At 67.3% G+C, this 20,411-nt stretch carries 23 protein-coding genes; 12 read left to right on the top strand and 11 right to left on the bottom strand.

Annotated features, from left to right (window positions below):
• Positions 1–7: 7 nt before the first annotated feature.
• A complete protein-coding gene (locus tag ACNQR1_RS20160) occupies positions 8–577 on the top strand; it encodes a TetR/AcrR family transcriptional regulator (protein WP_418047609.1) in 570 nt (189 codons plus the stop codon).
• Positions 574–2,835: a molybdopterin-dependent oxidoreductase gene (locus ACNQR1_RS20155; RefSeq protein WP_418047608.1), complete on the top strand. Its 2,262-nt coding sequence runs from the start codon at positions 574–576 to the stop codon at positions 2,833–2,835. The genes ACNQR1_RS20160 and ACNQR1_RS20155 overlap by 4 nt, the downstream gene beginning before the upstream one ends.
• Before the next feature lie 3 nt (positions 2,836–2,838).
• On the opposite strand, the gene ACNQR1_RS20150 is transcribed toward ACNQR1_RS20155, so the two are convergent.
• The gene (locus ACNQR1_RS20150) at positions 2,839–3,399 is read right to left on the bottom strand and encodes a hypothetical protein (protein WP_418047607.1); all 561 of its coding nucleotides are present in this window, start codon (positions 3,397–3,399) and stop codon (positions 2,839–2,841) included.
• 242 nt (positions 3,400–3,641) lie between these two features.
• Between ACNQR1_RS20150 and ACNQR1_RS20145 the strand changes: the two genes are divergently transcribed.
• Positions 3,642–4,922 carry a cytochrome P450 gene (locus ACNQR1_RS20145; protein ID WP_418047606.1) on the top strand — a complete coding sequence of 427 codons (1,281 nt, stop codon included), beginning with the start codon at positions 3,642–3,644 and terminating at the stop codon, positions 4,920–4,922.
• Here ACNQR1_RS20145 and ACNQR1_RS20140 read toward each other — a convergent pair.
• Complete coding sequence (locus ACNQR1_RS20140) at positions 4,843–5,199, bottom strand: hypothetical protein (protein WP_418047605.1); 357 nt, start codon at positions 5,197–5,199, stop codon at positions 4,843–4,845. The two genes, ACNQR1_RS20145 and ACNQR1_RS20140, sit on opposite strands and share 80 nt — an antisense overlap.
• Before the next feature lie 146 nt (positions 5,200–5,345).
• Here ACNQR1_RS20140 and ACNQR1_RS20135 point away from each other — a divergent pair, with 146 nt between their 5' ends.
• From ACNQR1_RS20135 to ACNQR1_RS20125, 3 genes are all read left to right on the top strand, one after another.
• Positions 5,346–6,080, top strand: a complete 735-nt coding sequence (locus ACNQR1_RS20135; protein ID WP_418050425.1) for a helix-turn-helix domain-containing protein — start codon at positions 5,346–5,348, stop codon at positions 6,078–6,080.
• 67 nt (positions 6,081–6,147) lie between these two features.
• Positions 6,148–6,870, top strand: a complete 723-nt coding sequence (locus ACNQR1_RS20130; protein ID WP_418047604.1) for a FadR/GntR family transcriptional regulator — start codon at positions 6,148–6,150, stop codon at positions 6,868–6,870.
• Positions 6,867–7,523 (top strand): sterol desaturase family protein, encoded by a 657-nt coding sequence (locus ACNQR1_RS20125; RefSeq protein WP_418047603.1) that lies wholly within the window; start codon positions 6,867–6,869, stop codon positions 7,521–7,523. The genes ACNQR1_RS20130 and ACNQR1_RS20125 overlap by 4 nt, the downstream gene beginning before the upstream one ends.
• On the opposite strand, the gene ACNQR1_RS20120 is transcribed toward ACNQR1_RS20125, so the two are convergent.
• Positions 7,504–8,283, bottom strand: coding sequence for a L,D-transpeptidase (locus ACNQR1_RS20120; protein ID WP_418047602.1), 780 nt, complete (start codon positions 8,281–8,283; stop codon positions 7,504–7,506). The two genes, ACNQR1_RS20125 and ACNQR1_RS20120, sit on opposite strands and share 20 nt — an antisense overlap.
• 175 nt (positions 8,284–8,458) lie before the next feature.
• On the bottom strand, positions 8,459–9,871 hold the full coding sequence (locus ACNQR1_RS20115) for a hypothetical protein (RefSeq protein ID WP_418047601.1): 1,413 nt from the start codon (positions 9,869–9,871) through the stop codon (positions 8,459–8,461).
• A gap of 212 nt (positions 9,872–10,083) precedes the next feature.
• Here ACNQR1_RS20115 and ACNQR1_RS20110 point away from each other — a divergent pair, with 212 nt between their 5' ends.
• Positions 10,084–11,541 carry a peptide MFS transporter gene (locus ACNQR1_RS20110; protein ID WP_418047600.1) on the top strand — a complete coding sequence of 486 codons (1,458 nt, stop codon included), beginning with the start codon at positions 10,084–10,086 and terminating at the stop codon, positions 11,539–11,541.
• On the opposite strand, the gene ACNQR1_RS20105 is transcribed toward ACNQR1_RS20110, so the two are convergent.
• Positions 11,535–12,488, bottom strand: coding sequence for a threonine ammonia-lyase (locus ACNQR1_RS20105; protein WP_418047599.1), 954 nt, complete (start codon positions 12,486–12,488; stop codon positions 11,535–11,537). The genes ACNQR1_RS20110 and ACNQR1_RS20105 overlap by 7 nt on opposite strands.
• Before the next feature lie 98 nt (positions 12,489–12,586).
• Between ACNQR1_RS20105 and ACNQR1_RS20100 the strand changes: the two genes are divergently transcribed.
• The 3 genes from ACNQR1_RS20100 (at position 12,587) to ACNQR1_RS20090 (ending at position 13,697) form a co-directional block, all read left to right on the top strand.
• Entirely contained in the window at positions 12,587–13,009 is a 423-nt protein-coding gene (locus tag ACNQR1_RS20100; RefSeq protein WP_418047598.1) for an acyl-CoA thioesterase, read from the top strand.
• A 105-nt stretch (positions 13,010–13,114) separates the two neighbouring features.
• Complete coding sequence (locus tag ACNQR1_RS20095) at positions 13,115–13,342, top strand: hypothetical protein (protein WP_418047597.1); 228 nt, start codon at positions 13,115–13,117, stop codon at positions 13,340–13,342.
• A gap of 22 nt (positions 13,343–13,364) precedes the next feature.
• On the top strand, positions 13,365–13,697 hold the full coding sequence (locus ACNQR1_RS20090) for a hypothetical protein (RefSeq protein ID WP_418047596.1): 333 nt from the start codon (positions 13,365–13,367) through the stop codon (positions 13,695–13,697).
• On the opposite strand, the gene ACNQR1_RS20085 is transcribed toward ACNQR1_RS20090, so the two are convergent.
• The 3 genes from ACNQR1_RS20085 to ACNQR1_RS20075 all read right to left on the bottom strand — a co-directional run bounded on the left by ACNQR1_RS20085 (position 13,639) and on the right by ACNQR1_RS20075 (position 16,049).
• Positions 13,639–14,541: a cytochrome c biogenesis CcdA family protein gene (locus tag ACNQR1_RS20085; protein WP_418047595.1), complete on the bottom strand. Its 903-nt coding sequence runs from the start codon at positions 14,539–14,541 to the stop codon at positions 13,639–13,641. The genes ACNQR1_RS20090 and ACNQR1_RS20085 overlap by 59 nt on opposite strands.
• 9 nt (positions 14,542–14,550) lie before the next feature.
• Positions 14,551–15,021, bottom strand: a complete 471-nt coding sequence (locus ACNQR1_RS20080) for a protein disulfide oxidoreductase (protein WP_418050424.1) — start codon at positions 15,019–15,021, stop codon at positions 14,551–14,553.
• 146 nt (positions 15,022–15,167) lie between these two features.
• A complete protein-coding gene (locus tag ACNQR1_RS20075) occupies positions 15,168–16,049 on the bottom strand; it encodes a TIGR03854 family LLM class F420-dependent oxidoreductase (RefSeq protein ID WP_418047594.1) in 882 nt (293 codons plus the stop codon).
• An 86-nt stretch (positions 16,050–16,135) separates the two neighbouring features.
• On the opposite strand from ACNQR1_RS20075, the gene ACNQR1_RS20070 reads away from it, so the two are divergent.
• The gene (locus ACNQR1_RS20070; RefSeq protein ID WP_418047593.1) at positions 16,136–16,540 is read left to right on the top strand and encodes a DUF6188 family protein; all 405 of its coding nucleotides are present in this window, start codon (positions 16,136–16,138) and stop codon (positions 16,538–16,540) included.
• 41 nt (positions 16,541–16,581) lie between these two features.
• On the opposite strand, the gene ACNQR1_RS20065 is transcribed toward ACNQR1_RS20070, so the two are convergent.
• Positions 16,582–17,064, bottom strand: coding sequence for a hypothetical protein (locus ACNQR1_RS20065; RefSeq protein WP_418047592.1), 483 nt, complete (start codon positions 17,062–17,064; stop codon positions 16,582–16,584).
• A 177-nt stretch (positions 17,065–17,241) separates the two neighbouring features.
• On the opposite strand from ACNQR1_RS20065, the gene ACNQR1_RS20060 reads away from it, so the two are divergent.
• A complete protein-coding gene (locus ACNQR1_RS20060; RefSeq protein ID WP_418047591.1) occupies positions 17,242–18,522 on the top strand; it encodes a cytochrome P450 in 1,281 nt (426 codons plus the stop codon).
• A 4-nt stretch (positions 18,523–18,526) separates the two neighbouring features.
• Here ACNQR1_RS20060 and ACNQR1_RS20055 read toward each other — a convergent pair whose 3' ends face one another.
• Both ACNQR1_RS20055 and ACNQR1_RS20050 read right to left on the bottom strand, forming a co-directional pair.
• On the bottom strand, positions 18,527–18,895 hold the full coding sequence (locus ACNQR1_RS20055) for a plastocyanin (protein ID WP_418047590.1): 369 nt from the start codon (positions 18,893–18,895) through the stop codon (positions 18,527–18,529).
• Between the two features lie 84 nt (positions 18,896–18,979).
• The gene (locus ACNQR1_RS20050) at positions 18,980–20,410 is read right to left on the bottom strand and encodes an APC family permease (RefSeq protein ID WP_418047589.1); all 1,431 of its coding nucleotides are present in this window, start codon (positions 20,408–20,410) and stop codon (positions 18,980–18,982) included.
• Position 20,411: the final 1 nt, after the last annotated feature.

Genomic DNA, 20,411 nt, shown 5'->3' with positions numbered 1-20,411 from the left:
TCGACTGTTGACCAGTCCTCGTGAACGCATGGTGACCTCGGCCGCACTGTTGATCCGGGAGCGCGGCGCGCACCCGACGGCGATTGCCGACGTATTGGCCCACAGCGGCGCCCCACGCGGGTCGGCCTACCACTACTTCCCCGGCGGTCGCACCCAACTCCTCTGCGAGGCCATCGATTACGCGAGCGATCAGGTTGCGGCGCGGATCGACAAGGCCGACAGCGCGGTAGCGCTGCTCGACGCGATGATCGCCGGATTCCGCAAACAGCTGTCCGCCACAGACTTCCGGGCCGGTTGCCCGATCGTGGCGGTGACCGTCGAGGCAGGCGAACCCGGGGGCGACGGGCCCGCTCCCCTCGACCGCGCCGGGGAGGCCTTCACGCGCTGGGCCGGGCAGATCACCCGCCGACTCCAGAGCGACGGAGTGCCCGCCGAGCGCGCCGAGGAACTGGCCACCCTGGTCCTGACCGCGATCGAAGGCGCGGTGGTGATGGCGCGGGCCACCCGCGACGTCACCCCACTGGACCGCATCCACCGTCAACTTCGCGCACTCCTGCCGGAAGGAACTTCGTCATGACCGTCGATCAGTGGCAGCCCACCGCCTGCATCCTCTGTGAGTGCAACTGCGGCATCGTGGTGCAGACCGAGGACCGCGCCATCACCAAGATCCGCGGCGACAAGGACCACCCGGCGTCGCAGGGCTACACGTGCAACAAGGCACTGCGGCTCGACCACTACCAGAGCAACGCCAACCGGTTGACCGCCCCGCTGCGGCGTCGCCCCGACGGCAGCTACGAGGAGATCGACTGGGACACCGCGATCTCCGAGATCGCCGCCGGCTTCCTGGCAGTCAGGGACTCCCACGGCGGCGACAAGATCTTCTACTACGGCGGTGGCGGGCAGGGCAATCATCTCGGCGGCGCGTACAGCGGCGCCTTCCTCAAGGCGATCGGGTCACGCTACCGGTCAAATGCCTTGGCGCAGGAGAAAACCGGCGAGGCCTGGGTCGATGCCCACCTCTACGGCGGGCATACCCGCGGTGAGTTCGAGCACGCCGAGGTCTCGGTGTTCGTGGGCAAGAACCCCTGGATGTCGCAGAGTTTCCCGCGGGCGCGGGTGGTGCTCAACGAGATCGCCAAGGATCCCGACCGCGCGATGATCGTCATCGACCCGGTGATCACCGACACCGCCAAACTCGCCGAGTTCCATCTGCGGGTGCGGCCCGGCACCGACGCCTGGTGCCTGGCTGCGATGGCCGCGGTACTGGTGCAGGAAGACCTGTGCGACGAGGAATTCCTGGCCGCACATGTCAACGGTGTCGAGCCGGTCCGCGACGTGCTGCGGCAGGTGCCGATCAGCGACTATGCCGCGCGGTGCGGAGTCGACGAAACCTTGTTGCGCCAGGCGGTGCGACGGATCGCCGCGGCCGGCAGCGTGGCGGTCTTCGAGGATCTCGGTATCCAGCAGGCCCCCAACAGCACGCTGTGTTCCTACCTCAACAAGATGCTGTGGATCCTCACCGGGAACTTTGCCAAACGCGGTGGGCAGCACCTGCATTCGTCGTTCGCGCCACTGTTCGGCTCGGGTGGGGTCGGCCGTAGCCCGGTCACCGGCGCCCCGGTGATCGCCGGTCTGGTCCCATCGAACTCGGTGCCCCAGGAAATCCTCACCGACCATCCCGACCGGTTCCGGGCCATGATCGTCGAGAGCAGCAACCCGGCCCACTCGATCGCCGATTCGGCGGCGGTGCGGTCGGCACTCGAATCCCTCGAGCTCCTGGTGGTCATCGACGTCGCGATGACCGAGACGGCCCGGCTGGCCCACTATGTGCTGCCCGCCGCCAACCAGTTCGAGAAGCCCGAGGCGACCTTCTTCAACCTGGAGTTCCCGCACAACAACTTCCATCTGCGCCACCGGTTGTTCGAACCGCTACCCGGAACCCTGCCCGAGCCGGAGATCTGGGCACGCCTGGTCCGGGCCATCGGTGCGGTCGACGACGCCGAGCTGGGTCCACTGCGCCGCGCCGCCAGGGAGGGGCTGGACGCCTACGCCGTCGCGTTCCTCGGCGCGGTCGGCGCCAATCCCGGGCTCGGCCGGGTGCTGCCGTACGTGCTGTACGAGACCCTCGGACCGGTACTGCCGGAAGGTCTGGCCGGGGCCGCAGCACTGTGGGGTCTTGCCCAGAAGACCGCGATGACCTACCCGGACGCGGTACGCCGCGCCGGGCACACCGACGGCAACGCCTTGTTCGAAGCCATCCTCGCCGGGCGGTCCGGGCTCACGTTCACCGTCCACGAATACCAGGACGACTTCGCCCTGATCGGCCACCCGGATCACAAGATCGCGCTGGACATGCCCGAGATGCTCGCCGCGGTCCGGGAGCTGCCGACCGTACCCTCGGCGCTGACCACCGAGGAGTTCCCGATGGTGCTCTCCGCCGGTGAGCGGCGTGCCTACACCGCCAACGACATCATCCGCGACCCGGGCTGGCGCAAGCGAGACACCAACGGTGCCCTGCGGATCAGCGTCGACGACGCCGCGGCCATCGGACTGCTCGACGGTGACATGGCCAGGATCACCACGGCGGCGGGCAGCGCGGAGGCCACCGTGGAGATCAGCGAAGCGATGTTGCCCGGGCACATCTCGCTGCCCAACGGGTTCGGTCTGGATCACACCGACGGCGACGGGCGCGCAGTCGTGCCCGGCGTGGCGCCCAACGAGCTCACATCGTCACAGTGGCGCGACCAATACGCCGGGACGCCGTGGCACAAGCACGTACCCGCCAGGGTCGACCGGGTTCCGGTCGACCCTGGCGGCCTGATCAACGTCCTCTGATCGTCAGGGCAGGGGCGCGGGCGGAGGTGGAACCGGGGCGGCCGGGCCGGCTGCCGGAACCGGCGCGCCGGGGCCTACCTGCGCAACCGGGGCGCCGGCAGGAACCGGACCGCCCGGGCCGGCGGGCAACGCCGCCGCCGCAGGATCCTGTGGCGCGGTCGGTACGTTCGGACCGGGGACCTGATTCGGAACGGGCGTGTTCATACCGCGTTGCGCAAGCCCGAGTACCAGTGCTTCCTTGCCGCTGATCTCCTGGTTCTGCACGGCGTGCCACAGATCCTTGAGATAGCTCAGGTTGGGGGTTTCGGCTCCCTGTCCCGTGGGATCCATCGTCGCCCCGGGCGGCAGGGCGTCGGGACTCGCCAGGTGGGGGGTTCCCACCGGGGCCGCGCCAGGTGCCGCCGGATCTCCGGCCGCGGCCTGAACCGCAGGCGCGGGACCAGCTGCCAGAGCCGGACCAGGGGCCGGTGCTGGGGCGGGCGGCACCACCGGATTGGGCGGCTCCGCGGCCGCCGCGGCGGCCATGGCCAACGCAACGACGGGGCCCGACACGCAGCCCGTCATGACGATCCCCAACCTACGGATGTCGACTCGCATTCTCGATGGCCTCCAGACTGTTGCTCCAGGGACAGATGGTAACGCTCGGTGCATCGTCGCGCGCGTTCAACTGTTACAACGCAAGAATCGGAACACGTTCCAATCCCAACGTCGAGGGACTTTCCGAAACCTGCTCCGAGCGGCCCCACCTGTGGTGTAGCAATGGCATTACGCCACTACACAACGTCGTCGCGAGGAGCGCCAACGCCATGCCGACTCTGAACCTCCCGCCCGGATTCGACTTCACCGATCCCGACATCTACGCCGAACGGCTGCCTGTCGAGGAACTCGCGGAGATGCGCAGGATCGCGCCGATCTGGTGGAACGAACAGCCGGTGGGTCAGGGAGGCTTTGACGACGGTGGGTTCTGGGTCGTCACCAAACACAAGGACGTCAAAGAGGTATCCCTGCGCAGTGACGTGTTCTCCAGCCAGGAGAAGACCGCCCTGCCGCGCTACCGGGATGGCACCGTCCAGCAGCAGATCGAACAGGGCAAGTTCGTGATGCTCAACATGGACGCCCCTCATCACACACATCTGCGCAAGATCATCTCGCGCGCCTTCACCCCCCGCGCGGTGGAACTCCTGCGTGCCGACCTCGCCGAGCGCGCCCGGACGATCGTGGCGAACGCGGCAGCCACGGGCTCGGGAGACTTCGTCGAGCAGGTGTCGTGCGAACTGCCGCTCCAGGCGATCGCCGGGCTCATGGGCGTACCGCAGGAGGACCGGATGAAGCTGTTCGACTGGTCCAATCAGATGGTCGGCGATCAGGACCCCGAGTTCGCCTCCAACGATGCGATCAGCGCCTCGGTGGAGCTGATCATGTACGGGATGCAGATGGCGGCCGAGCGGACCAAGAACCCCGGCGACGATCTGGTCTCCAAGCTTCTGCAGGCCGACGTGGAGGGACACAAGCTCTCCGACGATGAGTTCGGCTTCTTCGTCATCCTGCTCGCGGTGGCAGGCAACGAGACCACCCGCAACTCGATCACCCAGGGAATGATGGCGTTCGCCGATCATCCCGATCAGTGGGAGTTGTTCAAGAGGGAGCGCCCCGGCACCGCCGCCGACGAGATCGTGCGTTGGGCCACGCCGGTGACGTCATTCCAGCGCACCGCACTCGAAGACACCGAACTGGCCGGGGTGCCGATCAACAAGGGGCAACGGGTGGTGATGTTCTACCGCTCGGCGAACTTCGACGAGGACGTTTTTGAACACCCCTACTCTTTCAATATCCTGCGGGACCCGAACCCGCACGTCGGATTCGGCGGCACCGGTGCGCACTACTGCATCGGCGCGAACCTGGCCAGGATGACGATCGACCTGATCTTCAACGCCATCGCCGATGGCATGCCCGACCTGACTCCATTGGCGGCGCCGGAACGGCTCCGGTCGGGCTGGCTCAACGGCATCAAACATTGGCAGGTCGACTACCTCGGCGGCGCCGGTGCGAAATCTGCTGCGGCTCAACAGGAACCGGGTAGTCGATGATGGACCGCCAGTAATCCTCCGGGATCTCGGTATTCGACCGCAGCACGATCGCCAGACCGGTAGCCATCGCGATGCCGAGTAGCCCGAGCCACAGTCCGGCGAGTGCGATCGCAATCCAGAGCACCGTCGTCAGCGTGGGCCACGGCGATACCAGCGCGAGCACCGGCGCGAAGAAGAACCCGGTTCCGATGTAGGCGGCCGACCCGGCCCGGTCGGCCGCCATCACGAAGTGCAGCCAACGTGGTATCGACTGGGGCCACTGGGGTGAATTGCGCATCCTTGCCTCCTCTGCGGGACCTGATCCACGGTGGCGCGGACCGGGTAATCTGCGCAATTACCCGTCAGGTAGTGGTTATCCCGCGGCGCGTGGGTGAGACTCGGAAGGTGACCAGCGCGGCAACCCAGACACCGATCGGCTCACTGATGCGCGACTGGCGATTGCGCCGCCGGATCAGTCAATTGGACCTGGCCATCGAGGCCGATGTGTCGGCGCGGCATCTCAGCTTCATCGAGACCGGACGCTCGGTGCCGAGTCGGGCCATGGTGCTGCGACTCGCCGATGCCCTCGAGGTCCCGCTGCGAGACCAGAACCAGCTGTTGCTCGCGGCCGGACTGGCACCGGTGTACGCCGAACGGACACTGGAGGATCCCGAGATGACCGCAGTGCGTGACGGCGTGACCCGAGTGTTGGACGCCTACAACCCATTTCCCTGCGTGGTCATCGATCGCACCTGGAACCTGTTGCAGGCCAACGCAGGTACCGCGGTGATGCTGGAAGGGGTCGCTGCGCACCTGTTGGACCGGCCCAATGCGCTGCGGCTCACCCTGCATCCCGACGGCATGGCCCCGCGGATCCAGAACCTGGCCGAGTGGCGCCATCACCTGATCAGCCGGCTGCGCCGCGAGGTCACCGTGAGCGGGTCGACCGAACTGGCAGACCTTCTCGCCGAGGTCGAGTCGTATCCGGGAGGTATGGAACCGGTCCGCGATCTCGGCGGAGTCGTGGTCCCTCTCGAGCTGGCCGGCCCTGACGGCACGGTGCTGACCTTCCTCAGCACCGTCACGACCTTCGGCACCGCGCTGGACCTGACCGCCGCGGAGCTCAGTATCGAGGCATTCCTGCCCGCGAATGCCGAGACCGCCGCCGCACTGCGCTGAATCCAGCACATCGAATGGAGTGGTCTGACCACTTGACCTCTGACCGTCGGACGGGCAGCATGACGGTATGGCGTTACAACCGGTCAACCGCAAATCCGTACCCGAGGACGTCTTCGAGCAAATCGTCGCCGAAGTGCTCACCGGCCAGATTCAGCCGGGCGAACCGTTGCCCAGCGAACGGCGGCTGGCCGAGGTGCTCGGGGTGTCCCGCCCAGCCGTACGTGAGGCGATCAAGCGGCTCACCGAGGCCGGGCTGGTCGAGGTACGGCAGGGCGACTCGACCACGGTGCGGGACTTCCGCAAACATGCCGGCCTCGATCTGCTCCCCCGATTGTTGCTGCGCGCAGGTGAACTCGACGTCGGCGTGGTCCGCAGCATCCTGGAAACCCGCCTGCACAACGGCCCGAAGGTTGCCGAGTTGGCGGCCCGGCGGGCACCCGCAGACCTCATCGGCCGGCTCGGCCGCACCGTCGACGCCCTGACGGCCGAACCGGATCCGGTCGAGCAACAGCGCCAGGCACTCACCTTCTGGGATCTGATCGTCGACGGTGCGGATTCGATCGCATTCCGCCTGATGTACAACACCCTTCGGCAGACCTACGAGCCCGCGCTCCCGGCGCTGGCCACCATGATGGCCGCCGAGGTCGGCCGTCCCGACGCGTACCGGCGGATCGTCGAGGCCATCGAGGCGGGCGACCCCGCAGCCGCGCGCCACGCGGCCCAGGACCTGCTGGAGCCGGCCACCGAGGCGCTGATGGGTGCCCTCGAGGCGCTGGAGGAAACCCGATGACGCGCAACGCATTCACGCTGGGTGACGCGGCACGGGAATTCGTCAGACACCCCTCGCCGTGGATGATCGGCACCGCACTCGTGATCAGCGTCGCCGCGCGGTGCGCGGTCGGCGACTGGCAACCCACCGACCTGCTCGTGCCCGCGGTGATGCTGGTGCTGTTCCCATTCTTCGAATGGATCGTCCATGTCTTCGTACTGCACTGGCGGCCAAGGAGGTTCGGCCCGATCACCCTGGATTCGCTGTTGGCTCGCGACCACCGGCTACACCACGTCGACCCACGCGACATCCCGCTGATCTTCATACCGTGGCGGGCTCTGCTGTGGATCCTGCCCGTCGCCGTCGCCGTCGCCCTCCTGGCGTTCCCGCGTCTCGGACTGGGGCTGACGTTCCTGTCGCTGCTGACGGTGCTGGGCCTGTGCTACGAGTGGTGCCACTACCTGATCCACAGCGACTACAAGCCGAAAACCCGTGCATACCGTGCGGTTTGGCGCAACCATCGGCAACACCACTACAAGAACGAGCACTACTGGTTCACGGTCACCACCGCCGGAACCGCCGACCGGGTACTGGGGACCCATCCCGACCCGGCGACGGTGTCCACCTCACTGACGTCGAAGAACCTGCACGCGACTACGACTGCACAACAATAGGATCGCCCAGGTGCACCGTGTTGAAGTACCAGTCGGCGTTGTCCGGACTCAAGTTGATGCAGCCGTGGCTGACGTTGGCGTAGCCCTGTGATCCCACCGACCAGGGTGCCCCGTGCACGTAGACACCACCCCAGGTTACGCGGACCGCGTCGTAGACGGTGAGCTTGTACCCCTCCGGGTCACTCAGCGGAATGCCGATGGTGCGCGAATCCATCACCACGACGGGCTCTTTGGCCAGTGCACTGAAGGTACCGACCGGGGTCGGGTGCTTGGGCTTACCCATCGAGGCCGGCATGGTGCGGGCCACCGCGCCGTCGATGCTGACCGTGAAGGTGTGGGCATCGATGTCGGCCACACCGAGCACCTCCGACCCCGTTTCGAAGCTGGTCTTGGCACCGCCGGCGGATACGGAGATCTTCGAATGAGCCGGCCACAACTGATCGGGCTTCCACTGCATCACGTCATCGCTGAGCCAGGTGAATGTGCCTGTGGGAGTGTGCGGTGAGCTGATCTGCAGGCTGCTCTGCGCCGCGGCGCGGTCGGTCACGGGCTTGTCGAAGGTCACGGTGAGCGGCATGGCGACACCGACCACCGAACCCGCGGCAGGCTCGATGGTCGCGCCCGGCTCGGGCGTGCGCACCGCGGCCGATGCGACATCGACCGTGCTCGCGGCAGCCAAGGTGGCGACACCAATCGCCGCAAACACTTTCAGTACCGACGCTCGAACGGTTCCGAATGACGACGAGGGGGCGCTCAGCATTACACCAGTGTAGGTGCTCGCCGGAACTGAACCTTTCAGGCGCAGCGTGACGGCGGCAGATCGGTGTTGACGGTCGCGCAAAGAGTTGCCCATGGTGAACACATCGACCCGACGGGTCAGAACGTTTCACCGCAGGATCGGAGGCCGCACCTCGGTCTCAGCAACGTCACAGAGATCACGGCGCGGAGGGAACCGGCGCCTGTGGGTCGGGCACGGGCGGGACCGGTTCCGGCGCGGCTGGGACCGCTTCGGGCGCCGGCGGTGCAGGGTCGGCCGCCGGAGCCTGTGCAGCCGTCTGCTGTATCGGTGCCGCCTCTTGCGGCGCACTCTGCGGAGGCGGCGGCGCAACCTCGGGGGCCGGAGGTGGCGGCGGAGGGAGCGCCTCCGATGTCGGGGACGGTGCCGGGGCCACCGCAGGGTCTCCCGGCGGCATCTGGCCTGCCGACGGCGGCTGCTGCCCCGCGTCGGCAGGCGGGACGGCGGGCACCTGCTCGGCCACCGGCGGTGACAGCTCCGATGGCACCGGTAACGGTTCGGAGCCCGCAGGTGCGAGCTGCTCACCCGGCACCACGGCCGTCTCCGGCGGGGCCGGGACGCTTTGGTCGACGGTGTACTCCGGTGGGGCGTCCTGGACCACGGGTTCGAGGACGGGCGGAACTTCGGCCGCCGGCGCGGGCGCAGCCGGGACTGCAGAGGGCTGTTGCACCGAGGCCGAGTCACCCGACGTACTCACCACCGGGCGGGTACTTCGGTGCGGGGTCGGCTCTGACCCGGGCAGCAGTTGCTGTCCGATGGCCAGCGCCAGCGAGACCCCGAAGGCCAAGACTCCGCCGACCAATATCGCCAGTGGCGTCAATTGTGTAGCGGGCCAGCGCCAACCGGTCCGTGCCACGCTGTCGTCGGCTCCCGGACGGCTCCGTCGCACCGAAGCCAGCGCGGCGCCCCTGGCCAGCGGCAGTCCGGGTTCGGCCGGCGTGAACACCGGTACCCGCAGTGCCTGCTCCAATTTCGGCAGCACGGAGTCCAGGTCGACGGCAGATCCCACGACCACCAGCGCATCGGGACGCGGATCGGCCGCATCGAAGGTGTCGGACAACCAGGAGGTCAGGCCGGCCACCGTCTCGATGCCACGGCTCACCGAGGTCTGCACCGGATCGTGCGCGCCGACCGTCATCGCTTGTACGACATCGGGTTCCAGAACGCACACGCCCGTCGTGCCGAATCCGACGATGCCGGCGACCCGTCGCGCCAGAGCATCGGTCGCCTGGGGCAACCGCACCGGGATCACCTGGACGAACCCGGCGTCGGCGAACTTCTTCAGCAACACCGCCGCCTCGGCGGCCGCCCCCGAACTCCAGGTGACACCGATCGCCGTCAGCCGCAAACCTTGTTCTGCGGCAACCCTTTCGGCACGGCGAACGGCCTTCACGACATCGGCGCAGATGTCATCGGTTCGTGCGGGCGCAAGGCCACGGATATCGAAGGAGTCGTGGTCGACGGTCGCCCCGTCGGCCTCGCTGCCCTCGACCAGGACCAGACCGACGGTGGACGGTGTCAACGAAACACCGAGCACCGCGTCCACATGCACCCCCGAAAAGTGTGGCCGTCGTCCAAACGTTTCACGGTGACATTACCGGGTGGCAGCATCGCTTCTCTCCCCTGCACCGCCCCTGCGCCTGCGGCCGGCCCGCGCGAAATGTGCTGTGCCGCAGAACACCGAGTACACGCCGACATGTCGGTTTGCCGTCGGCGAAGTCAAACAGCGGCGCGCGAGCTGTTTGCGTGGCAAGGTCATGGCCCATGCAGCAAGTGCAGGATTCACCGCGGCACTGCACGTTCTTCGGCCACCCCATCGGTCTGGCCAATCTGTTCGGGGTGGAATTGTGGGAGCGTTTCTCGTTCTACGGGATGCTCACCATCCTGGGCTACTACCTCTACTACACGGCCGCCGACGGGGGCCTGGAGTTACCCAAGAGCACTGCCACCGGCATCGTCGGCGCATACGGGGGGCTCGTCTACCTGTCCACCGTCCTGGGCGCATGGGTCGCCGATCGGCTGCTGGGCATGGAACGCACGGTGTTCTACGGCGGGGTGATCGTGATGGCCGGCCACGTCGCCCTCGCCGTGGTTCCGGGCCTGGCAGGCGTCGGGGTCGGCCTCGTCCTGGTCGCGCTGGGATCCGGCGCACTCAAGGCCAACGCGTCCTCACTGCTGGGCACGCTCTACGACAAGGACGACCCACGTGCCGACGGTGGCTTCACGCTGTTCTACCTCGGAATCAATCTCGGTGCCTTCATCGGACCGCTGGCAACGGGATTGCTGCAGACCCGCGCCGGCTTCCACTACGGGTTCGGCGCGGCGGCCGTCGGCATGGCGCTGGGACTCACGCAGTACGTGGTGTTCCGGCGCAACCTCGGGAGCCACGGACGCATCGTGGCAAACCCGTTGCCGCCCCGGTCAATCGGCAAGGCCATCGGCGTCGTCGCCGCACTGGCCGTCGCCGTGGCCGTGCTGTTCACCACGCACCTGGTCAAACTGGCCAACCTGTCGCAATTCACCACCGGCGTGATCGTCGTGGCGTCGGTGATGTATTTCGCGGTGATGCTGACCAGCACCAAAGTGTCCGACACCGAACGCATCCGGGTTCGCGCATTCATCCCGCTGTTCATCGCCAACGCGGTGTTCTGGTCGCTGTTCCAACAGACCTTCACGGTGCTGGCGGTCTACTCCGACGAACGGGTCAACTGGTCGGTGTTCGGCTGGACCGCACCGTCGAACTGGATCGGATCGATCGAACCGGTCTGGATCATCCTGCTCTCGCCGTTGTTCGCGCTCATGTGGACCCGGCTGGGCAACCGTGCGCCGACAACTCCGCGCAAGTTCGCCTACGGCGTCATCGGCATGGGCGCGGCGTTCCTGATGTTCCTGCCGATGGCACCGACGACCGGAAAGGTGGTGCCCGCGCTGCTGGTGGCCGGCATCATGGTGGTGTTCGCGGTGTCCGAGCTCCTGCTGTCACCGATCGGGCTCTCGGTGACGACAAAGCTTGCGCCAGAGGCGTTCCGGGCTCAGATGATGGCGCTGTTCTTCTTCTCCGTCGGCCTCGGTACCGCCATGTCGGGCGTGCTCGCGCAGCACTACGACCCCGCGCACGAATTCGCCTACTTCGGCGTACTCGGGGTGGTGGCGATCCTCGTCGGTGTCCTGGTGCTGCTGATGTCACCGCGGATCAGCCGGCTGATGGAAGGCGTTCACTGACTTCCGGACAGGATCTCCGCCAGCAGCGGTGGCTCGATGTTCCCGCCTGAGACGATCACCGCCGCCGGACCGGGAGGCGCCGCCGCCTTGCGGTAGCCCGCGAGCGCCACCGCACCGCTGGGTTCGGCGACCAGGTGCGCCCGGTGCGCGAGTTCCCTTACCGATGACCGGATCTCGTCCTCGGTGACGGTGATGACATCGTCGAGCACACGCTGCAGGTGCGCGAAGGTCAACGCCGACGGTGTCGAGCGCAGTCCGTCGGCGATGGTCCGGTTTCGTTGCGCCACCGGCCAGTCCACACGGCGCCCGACGGCCAGACTTTCAGCGGTGTCCGCGGCGAGCTCCGGCTCGACTCCGAATATCTCGGCCCGCGGGCACATCGCACGGATCGCGGTGCCCACACCTGAGGCCAGGCCACCGCCGCTGATCGGGATGAACACCGATGCGACATCGGGTAGATCCTGCGCGATCTCCAGCCCGATGGTGCCCTGCCCGGCGATGACGTCGGGATGATCGAACGGTGGTACCAACACGCCGCCGGTGCGCTCGACCAGTTCGGCGGCAACCGATTCACGTTGCCCGGCCTCGCACAACACCACCTGCGCACCGCGATCCCGGGTTGCCCGCACCTTCACGTCCGGCGTCTCCTCGGGCATCACGATGTGGGCGGCGACGCCGTAGGCCGCTGCCGCATAGGCCACCGCCTGAGCATGATTGCCGCTGGAGTAGGCGACCACTCCCCTGGCCCGCACCCCGGGATCGAGCCGGCCCAGCGCGTTGAACGCGCCCCGGATCTTGAAAGCACCGATCGGCTGCAGATTCTCGGGCTTGAGCCACAACGGCCGTGCGGGGTCTCCCCATCCCGACCTCAGGAGCGGGGTCCGGACGATGTCGGGGGCGATCCGCCGGGCCGCGGCGTCGATGTCGTCGAGGGTTACCAGCTTCACGACACAAGTCTCTCCCGCGGACCGGACCGGCCGAAGGCGGGGCCTCGCCGCCACCCGTTACCGTGGAGCCGCAGACCCGCCGGCCTTGGAGTGCTCACGTGACCCAGTACAGCTTCGGCATCGTCCCCCGTTACGCCGAGATCGATCAACAGGGTGTGGTGTTCAACGGCCATTACCTGACCTGGTTCGACGAAGCGTGTACCGGGCTGTTCGACCATCTGCGCGTCGGTTATGCCGACCTGATCGCCGAGGGTATCGACATGCAGGTGGTGCACACCGAGATCGATTTCCGCGCGCCCGTGAGGTGGCGGGAGTCGGTGCGGGTCGCCGTGCGGTGCGAAAACATCGGCACCACCAGCTTCACCCTGGGTTTCACGGTGCTGGGCACCGACGCCTCCGGTGACGAGCAGCCCAGGGTGTGCGGCAGCAATGTCTACGTCGTCGTGTCGACGGAGGACTGGGCCAAGCGGCCTGTTCCCGAGGGCGTTCGCACGGCTCTCAGTTCCGTTGCCGGTCAATAAATCTGCCCACCCGCACGCTGAGCGGCCCGAAATTCGCGTTGAAACGCCAGTTCGGGAGTAGCACAATCGATGTGCACGGCGATGTCGGCCGGTGAGGGGGAAATCATGACGCACGCCAACCAAGGCGGATTCGATGACGGCGGTTTCGATGACGATGTTCCGGAGGCCGACGTCGTGGAACAACTGATACCGGTCGGTGTCGACGACGAGGACGACGCGATGTCCGATCTGCGGCGGGTGCGGATCTCGACGGATGCCGACGCCACCGAGGCGGACCTGATCGATCAGGCCATCGTCGTGCCGCTGGACGACGACTCCGACTTCGATCGCTGAAAAGAAAGAAAGGATGCCCGGCATGCGCTTGCCCGATGCACTCGACAGCATCACTGCCGATACCGCGACGACCTCACGGGTGTTCGGTGACCCGTATGTGACGCCCGACGGGGCGACGGTGATACCGGTCAGCAAGGTCCGGCACCGGCCGGACAGCGGGCGGTCCACCACCAGACCGCTGGGGATTTTCGTCGTCAAGGACGGCAAACCCACCTGGGTTCCCGCGGTGGACACCACGCGTATCGCGTTGATGGGTGAACTGATCGGGTTGGTGGCAGCGACATTGGCCACTGTGGCTATGGTGCGTCGTCCGCCGTGGCCCGACGTGCGTGGCGAGTTCTCGCGGCGACTCTGACCCGCCGTAACCGCCACGCAAGGGCGAGCACGACCAGTGTCAGCAGGGCGAACACCCACGGCCAGGCCCCGTGCCGGTGCACCCACCCCGCGAGCGTGCCCTGCAAACGCCCGGCGGCGGCGATCACCGGGTCATCGACATCGCCTGCGGCACTGAACAATTGGATCTCGTACCAGCCGTAGTACGCGACGTATGCGCCGACGATGATCAACAGTGCTCCGCTGATCCGGCTGATATAGGGAACGATGCGGCGCAACCGGTCGACCACCACCGTGCCTGCCAGCGCGGTGGCGACGGCAAGCACTCCGACGATGAGGGTGAAACCCGCGGTGTACGCGGCGAACACCGCCACCCGATGCAGAGGCGCGTTCGATTCCAGCGTCGCCCCGGTGACCGCCAGGAAGGGCCCCACGGTGCACGACAGCGACGCCAGCGCGTACCCGACTCCGTATCCGGCCATCGAACCGAGGCGCGCGGTCGGTGCCCAGCCCGCGCGGCCCGACAGCGCGTCCGGCAGCAACAATCCCAGCCTGCGGCCCGCCAGCAGCCAGAATCCGAGAACGATCAGGACGACACCGATGACCAACGTCGCATAGGGCAGGTAGCGCTGGACGGTGTTGGCAGCCGCGACCGTGAGCAACCCGAATGTGCCGAACACCGCGACGAATCCGGCGCTCATCACCATGGTGGCGACGAGTGCACGTCCCAACGCGGGCAACGGTCCGCGTGGAGCGTCACCCCGTACCACCAGCGCGAGGTACCCGGGCAACAGGGCGAATCCGCACGGGTTGAGCGCCGCGACCAGGCCGGCGCCGAACGCCAACCCCACCAAGTTGTCCGGCACGCCGGCTGACTAGCTCTTCAGCGCCGCGACCCGGTCGGCCAGCTCCTGCTGCGGCATCGCCGAAGTGGGGTTGTTGACGAACGTGGACGACCCGTCGGCGCGGTAGAAGACGTAGGCAGGTTGCCACGGGACGTTGTACCGCGCCCAGATCGACCCGTCAGCATCGTTGAGGTTGGGGAAATTGAGGTGGTACTTGTCGACGAACCCCTGCATGGCCCCGACATCCGAGTGGGCTGCCACCCCGACGAAGCTGACCTGTGGATTGGCCGCGGCAACCTGACTCACCGACGGTGCCTCGGCATTGCAGAACGGGCACCACGGCGTCCAGAACCACAGCACCGCAGGCCGCCCGGCCAGGCTCGACCCGTTGAACGGGGCACCCGACAACGTGGTGCCGGTGAACTGCATTCGATCGTCGGCCGCTGCGGTCGGCGCTGCGACCAGTGCGAACACCATCGCGACCGCGGACAGCAGGCCCATCAGTCCGGATGTGGACGACCGGCGCAACCGCGGGAGTCGCATCCTCATGGCAGGTCTCCTTTGCTCAGGGCGCAGCACACGCGCGGCATGCGCATACCCACTGACACGACGCTCGACACCCGTGGGTTCAACGTCCCCCGTAGCGCTCAGTTCTGCCGGGGCAACAACTCGGTGGTGAACCGGTCCAGGAAGGCGGCGCGGTCGGCCGGACCCGCCGCCCTGATCACGAACTTGGTCAGGCCCGCGGCCAGGTAGCGATCGAGCTGGCGGTGCAGGTCGGGCCAGTCGGCGGCGATCAGGTCCTCAGGGTCGACGCCTGGTCTGCGGCGACGGACGGCGGCGAGCAGATCGGCAGGCAACGTGCCGTCCCCGACGGCGAGGCTGATGCCGAAGTGGTCGGGCTCGATGGTCCGTCCTGCCGCAATCGCCTCGGCCTCGATCCGCCGCCGGGCCACGGCCGCCTCCTCGGGAGTCAGGAAACTGCCCAGCCACCCGTCGCCGAACTTGCCGATGCGGGTCAGGGCCGCCGGGGCCGACCCGCCCAGCCAGATGTCGACCGGCGCCGCGGGTACCGGTTGTACCTGCGCGGAGCGGACCGTGAAGTAATCCCCCTCGAACGGCACGTCGCCGCCGCGCAGAGCCTTCCGCAACAGGTCCAGCGATTCGTCGAAGACCGCCGCCCGACGGCCATCGGGCACGACGAAGATCTCCCGCTCGGCAGGCAGGGCCGAATGCAGGCCGAACACGGGCAGTACCCGCTTGGGTGCCAGGGCTGCCAGCGACGCCAGTTGTTTGGCCACCAGAACCGGATGGCGTCCCGGCAGGATCGCCACCGAGGTCCCGACCTTCAGCCGTCGGGTACGGGCCAGCGCATAGGCCATGCCCACGACCGGGTCCACCGCCGGGGTGTAAACCAGTTCTGAGAACCACACCGAGTCGACCCCGGAACTCTCCAGGTGATCGACGACGCCGTCCAACTCGCCCGGGGCGGTCTCGGCGCCGAGTCCCACGCCGAAGCGAACCTTCATTCCGGGTGTCCCATGCCATTCATACTCCGCGTAACACGCGGAGTGCGCCTCTTGTGCCCGGTCCTTCGGCGGTTCACAGTAAGACAATGAGCGAACAATGGATTCAAGGGTGCTTGGTCCAGCGGATCATGTTTCGTGATGGCCTGGTGCTCAACCTCGACGACTACAACGAACTGGTCATCTCGGTTCCACTGGAACTGACGCTCCCGGCCACCGGTACCGACGATTCCGAAGTGGTGTCGCTCGACCCGCGCGCGATGCGCAACGAGGTCCGCCCGCTGTTCGATTTCGCCGGCCAACGCTGCACGCATGCCGACTGGGAGAATGACGGCAGCCTGCACCTGTGTTTTTCCGACGGCCACCGGATCGATGTGCGGCCCGACGAACGCCAGACCTCGTGGGAGTTGTACGGCAAGTACCACGGCTACGCCGCATGCCTGCCGCACGGGCGGGTGCGCGTCGTCCGCCACGATCAGGATGACTCGGGCTGAACCGGCATGGGGCGCGGCCGTGGGTACCTACCGCAGGGGCATCAACCGGCCCCGACCCCGATGATCGGGATCCAGACGCCGAACAGCCAGACTCCCCATTGCCGGAATCCGTTGTCCCACACTGGGTTCAAGTCGTAACCCCAGTAGTTGACGGTCGGCGGAAGCGGCCCGCCCCGCCAGTGGAACGGCGGCGGTGGACCCCAGCCCCACGGCGGCGGGCCTTTACGGTCGTCCCACCAGTCGTGCCGGTTGTTGGCCCACCACGGACCCTTGTCGTCCCAGTGATCGCGGTGGTCGAAATCAGGGCCACGGTTGCCGAAATCGCGTCCTCGATTGTCGAAATCACGGTCATGGCCGGGCGGCCCGCCGTTGCAGAACGGGAAGCAGTCGTCGTTGCCGTGCCCCGGCTTGAGCGGGACGGGCACAGCGGGCGACGCCGACGCCACCGGGACCCCCACCCCAGCAGCGCCTATTCCGAACGCGCCGACCGTCAACGCAGCCGCCACGAACTTGGTCAGTTTCATACCTGGACCTCCTACAGTCGTGACCCCGGCGCCGGCCATCCCCCAATGGCCCGGCGCCGCAACGCCTTGCAACTCACCGCTGGACCGAGCGGCGAAACGTGCACCCCGGAGGGGTATCGCCACGACGGATCCGAGCGTTACGCGTTCTCCCGTCGGCTCCGGCTCTAACCTGGCGGTGTGGGTATCGCACCGCGGGTCAATGGAGCGCCTCCTCCCGACGTGCCGCGCGCGGCGATCGAACTCGGATCGTGGCAGTTCTGGCGCGAGGACGACGACATCCGGGACGGAGCATTCGCCGCGCTACGCCGCGAAGACCCGGTGTCGTACCACCCGGCGTGCGTCCTCGAGGGCTTTCCCGAGAGCCCTGGGCACTGGGCAGTGACCAGGTACGACGATGTCTTCCATGCCAGCCGCCACCCGGAGATCTTCAGCTCTGCCTCGGGGATCACCATCGGCGACCAAACAGCGGAATTGGCCGAGTATTTCGGCTCGATGATCGTGATGGACGATCCCCGTCACACCCGGCTCCGCAACATCGTGCGCAGCGCGTTCACGCCGCGGGTCGTGGCCCTGATCGAGGATTCCGTCCGGGACAGGGCCCGCAGGCTGGTCGCCGACATGGTGGCCAGAAATCCCGATGGCAACGCCGAACTCGTCGCGGAACTCGCGGGACCCTTACCGCTGCAGATCATCTGCGACATGATGGGGATCCCGGAACCGGACCACCAGCGGATCTTCCACTGGACCAACGTGATCCTGGGGTTCGGCGACCCTGATCTGACCACCGACTTCGACGAGTTTCTCCAGGTGGCGATGGACATCGGCGCGTACGCGACCGCGCTGGCGGACGAGCGCCGTGCGGTGCCCACCGAGGACCTCACGACAAGCCTGGTCCAGGCCGAGGTCGACGGTGAACGGCTGACGTCGGCGGAGGTGGCCTCGTTCTTCATCCTGCTGGTGGTCGCGGGCAACGAGACCACCCGCAACTCCATCAGCCACGGCGTGCTCGCACTCACCCGATTCCCCGAAGAGCGCGAGAAGTGGTGGTCGAGGTACGAGGAACTCGCCCCCACCGCGGTGGAGGAGATCGTGCGCTGGGCGTCGCCGGTGAGCTACATGCGCCGCACGGTCACCCAGGACACCGTGCTCGGCGGCACGTCGCTTCCCGCCGGAGCCAAGGTGACGCTGTGGTACGGATCGGCGAATCGGGACGAGTCGAAGTTTGCCGATCCGTGGCGGTTCGATGTCACCCGCCATCCCAATCCCCATCTCGGATTCGGTGGCGGCGGTGCACATTTCTGCCTCGGAGCAAACCTGGCGCGGCGCGAGATCACCGTGGCGTTCGAGGAATTGCACCGCCAACTACCCGACATCGTTGTGACCGAGGAGCCCGACCGGCTGCAGTCGCAGTTCATCCACGGCATCAAACGCATGCCGGTGGCCTGGTCCACCCGCTGAGGGTCTACCTGACCGTCAGGGTGCTCAGCATCGCCGGGTGATAGAGACAGTAGAAGGCGTACTCCCCCGCTTCCTCGGGAGCCGTCAGCGTCGCACGGCCCTTGCCCTCGACGTGAACGTCGAACAGGCCCTTGGTCCGCGAGGTCACCGAATGCTCGACCTCGTCATTGTTGATGATCGTGATCTCGGTCCCCGGTGCGACCGGCCCGAGAGATCCGAATCCCATGCCCTCGATCACGATGGCGGGACCGGTCGGTACCGACGTGCCGGGGCTGGCGGTTACCGTCTCGGAATGCTGACCGTGGCCGGACGGCGAATTGGCTTGTCCGCAAGCCACAGTCGCCCCGGCGAACAAGACCAACGAAACCGTCAACGCTGCAAGTCGAAACACCGGGCCCCCTCAGATTCGCCTGTCCCCAGACAATTATCAGTCCCGTCAGCGTGCGATGTGCCCGATTCAGGCCAGCCGACCTCGATCTCGCCGGCCCACGACCACACCCGCCGCGAAGGCGGCGGCCAGCACACCGACGATCGCCCAGGCGAGCACGCCGGAACCGCCGACCAGGTCGTCGAGGTTGGTCAGGATCAGCACCAGCGCACCCAGCAGACCCGCCAGACCGAGCGCCGGGGCGATCCGCACCCGCCACAGTGAATGACCGTGCCGGTCACGGGCGAAATGCACCAGAACCGCGACGCTGGTGGCGATCATCAGGAGCACCACGCCGACCGTCGTCGCACCGGCGAACCAGGTGTAGAACTGCGCGGCGGGGTCCAGCCCGAACACCACTGCCAGCAGGACACTCACCGCCACGACACCGGAGATCCACAGTGAGGCCCGGTGCGGCGAACCGTGCCGGTCGTGCGGTTGGCTCAGCCGGGCGGGCAGCACGTCGCGTTGCGCGAGAGCGAACACGTACCGCGACGCGACATTGTGGAAGGCCAGGATGCACGCGAACAGGCTGGTGAAGTAGAGCACCGTGATGATGTCGGCGCCGGCCGCGCCGATGTACCGGTGCGCGGTGTCTCCGAGGAAGGTGGAGCCCGAGTCGGTGGCCCGAGCGATCGCCTGCTCGTCGCCCCAACCCGAGATCAACGCCCAGCTGGTGATGGCGTAGAACACCCCGATCAGGATCAGCGCCAGATAGGTGGCCCGCGGGATCGTCCGCTCGGGGGTGCGGGCCTCGTCGCGGACGATCGCGGTGGCCTCGAACCCGACATAGCTGATGATCGCGAAGAGCAGCCCGATTCCCAGTGACCCGGAGAAGATGGCACTCGGGTTGACGATGCCCGAAGACAGTCCGTGGTCACCGCCATTGGCCACGATCACCAGGTCGAGCACCAGCACGATCGCGATCTCGGCGGTGAGCAGGACGCCCAGCACCCGGCTGGACAGCTCGATGTTGCGGTAGCCGAGGTAGGTGGTGACGGCGAAGGCCGCCGCGGCGAACACCCACCAGGGCAGCCCCGGCCCGCCGGCCAGCTCGACGACACCGGCCCCGGCGGGGCCGAGCAGTCCGTACACACCCGCTTCCAGTGCCACGTAGCTGACCAGTGCCACGAAGGCGATGCCGATGCCGGTGGGCAAGCCGAGCGATTGACGAACATACGAGAAGAAGGCGCCCGCCTCGCCGACGTACGGAGTCATCGCGGTGAAGCCGACCGCGAACAACAGCAGCACCACGGTGGCGGCGATGAACGTGGCGGGGAATCCGGCGCCGTTGCCCGATGCGATCCCCAACGGCACCACGCCCCCGATCACACCCAATGGTGCGGCCGCGGCCACCACCATGAAAACGATCGAGGCCACCCCCAGGTTGCCGCGCAGCTGCCGACCGCCCGGCGGCGGCTGATAGCCCAACGATTCTGGGGCTGTGGTGGTTTCGGACATG

It is taken from the genome of Mycobacterium sp. 48b, assembly GCF_048282725.1.
In the GTDB taxonomy this organism is placed as follows: Bacteria; Actinomycetota; Actinomycetes; order Mycobacteriales; family Mycobacteriaceae; genus Mycobacterium.
This window is presented reverse-complemented; position numbering and strand designations above follow the sequence as displayed.

Coding starts and splice junctions, on each gene's coding strand:
- ACNQR1_RS20155 (WP_418047608.1), top strand. CDS start 574: ATGACCGTCGATCAGTGGCAGCCCACCGCCTGCATCCTCTGTGAGTGC.
- ACNQR1_RS20150 (WP_418047607.1), bottom strand. CDS start 3,399: ATGACGGGCTGCGTGTCGGGCCCCGTCGTTGCGTTGGCCATGGCCGCC.
- ACNQR1_RS20145 (WP_418047606.1), top strand. CDS start 3,642: ATGCCGACTCTGAACCTCCCGCCCGGATTCGACTTCACCGATCCCGAC.
- ACNQR1_RS20140 (WP_418047605.1), bottom strand. CDS start 5,199: ATGCGCAATTCACCCCAGTGGCCCCAGTCGATACCACGTTGGCTGCAC.
- ACNQR1_RS20135 (WP_418050425.1), top strand. CDS start 5,346: ATGCGCGACTGGCGATTGCGCCGCCGGATCAGTCAATTGGACCTGGCC.
- ACNQR1_RS20130 (WP_418047604.1), top strand. CDS start 6,148: ATGGCGTTACAACCGGTCAACCGCAAATCCGTACCCGAGGACGTCTTC.
- ACNQR1_RS20125 (WP_418047603.1), top strand. CDS start 6,867: ATGACGCGCAACGCATTCACGCTGGGTGACGCGGCACGGGAATTCGTC.
- ACNQR1_RS20120 (WP_418047602.1), bottom strand. CDS start 8,283: ATGCTGAGCGCCCCCTCGTCGTCATTCGGAACCGTTCGAGCGTCGGTA.
- ACNQR1_RS20110 (WP_418047600.1), top strand. CDS start 10,084: ATGCAGCAAGTGCAGGATTCACCGCGGCACTGCACGTTCTTCGGCCAC.
- ACNQR1_RS20095 (WP_418047597.1), top strand. CDS start 13,115: ATGACGCACGCCAACCAAGGCGGATTCGATGACGGCGGTTTCGATGAC.
- ACNQR1_RS20090 (WP_418047596.1), top strand. CDS start 13,365: ATGCGCTTGCCCGATGCACTCGACAGCATCACTGCCGATACCGCGACG.
- ACNQR1_RS20080 (WP_418050424.1), bottom strand. CDS start 15,021: ATGGGCCTGCTGTCCGCGGTCGCGATGGTGTTCGCACTGGTCGCAGCG.
- ACNQR1_RS20075 (WP_418047594.1), bottom strand. CDS start 16,049: ATGAAGGTTCGCTTCGGCGTGGGACTCGGCGCCGAGACCGCCCCGGGC.
- ACNQR1_RS20070 (WP_418047593.1), top strand. CDS start 16,136: ATGAGCGAACAATGGATTCAAGGGTGCTTGGTCCAGCGGATCATGTTT.
- ACNQR1_RS20065 (WP_418047592.1), bottom strand. CDS start 17,064: ATGAAACTGACCAAGTTCGTGGCGGCTGCGTTGACGGTCGGCGCGTTC.
- ACNQR1_RS20050 (WP_418047589.1), bottom strand. CDS start 20,410: ATGTCCGAAACCACCACAGCCCCAGAATCGTTGGGCTATCAGCCGCCG.